This window comes from Shewanella sp. 5S214 (assembly GCF_041439795.1).
GTDB classification, from domain to species: domain Bacteria; phylum Pseudomonadota; class Gammaproteobacteria; order Enterobacterales; family Shewanellaceae; genus Shewanella; species Shewanella vesiculosa.
Genome location: NZ_JBGOOV010000078.1, coordinates 1 through 1,279 on the forward strand (window position 1 = coordinate 1; position 1,279 = coordinate 1,279).

The 1,279-nt window shown below is 47.4% G+C and carries 1 protein-coding gene; it reads left to right on the top strand.

The genetic code is table 11. The annotated features are described in order from the left end of the window. Positions 1 to 1,279 (top strand): Ig-like domain-containing protein (locus tag ACED29_RS21130; protein WP_371698690.1); only part of this gene is annotated, 1,279 nt, incomplete at both ends.

Consider the following 1,279-nt stretch of genomic DNA (forward strand, 5'->3'; position numbering starts at 1 on the left):
ACCGCGACGCTGACCATCGAAGTCACACCTGTCGATGACGCATCTGTGTTGGCCAACGACACCAATACTGTTGCTGAAGATACTATTGCTACAGGTAATGTACTTGATAACGATAGCGACGTTGATTCTGACCTAAGCGTGAGTAGCTTTGAAGTGGATGGCCAAACTTATACGGCCGGCACAGAAGTTGCTCTTGAAGGTGGTGTCCTGATCATCAATGAAGATGGGTCTTACACCTTCACACCCAATGAAAATTGGAACGGTACTGTTCCTGTCATTACTTACACCACTAATACGGGTGTTACCGCGACGCTGACCATCGAAGTCACACCTGTCGATGACGCATCCGTGTTGGCTAACGACACCAATACTGTTGCTGAAGATACTGTTGCTACAGGTAATGTACTCGATAACGATAGCGATGTAGATTCTGACCTAAGCGTGAGTGGCTTTGAAGTGGACGGGCAAACTTATACTCCTGGCACAGACGTTGCCCTTGAAGGTGGTGTCCTGATCATCAATGAAGATGGGTCTTACACCTTCACACCCAATGAAAATTGGAACGGTACCGTTCCTGTCATTACTTACACCACTAATACGGGGGTTACCGCGACGCTTACCATCGAAGTCACACCTGTCGATGACGCATCCGTGTTGGCTAACGACACCAATACTGTTACTGAAGATACTGTTGCAACAGGTAATGTACTCGATAACGATGGCGACGTAGATTCTGACCTAAGCGTGAGTGGCTTTGAAGTGGACGGCCAAACTTATACGGCCGGCACAGACGTTGCTATTGAAGGCGGTGTCCTGATCATCAATGAAGATGGGTCTTACACCTTCACACCCAATGAAAATTGGAACGGTACCGTTCCTGTTATTACTTACACCACTAATACGGGTGAAACCGCGACACTAACCATCGAAGTCACGCCGGTTGATGATGCATCGGTGTTGGCTAACGACACTAATACTGTTGCTGAAGATACTGTTGCAACAGGTAATGTACTCGATAACGATGGCGACGTAGATTCTGACCTAAACGTGAGTGGCTTTGAAGTGGACGGCCAATCTTATACTCCAGGCACTGACGTTGCTCTTGAAGGTGGTGTCCTAATCATCAACGAAGATGGGTCTTACACCTTCACACCCAATGAAAATTGGAACGGTACCGTTCCTATTATTACTTACACCACTAATACGGGTGAAACCGCGACGCTAACCATCACCGTCACCCCAGAAAACGATAATTTCACGGACGCCAACGAAGTCATTT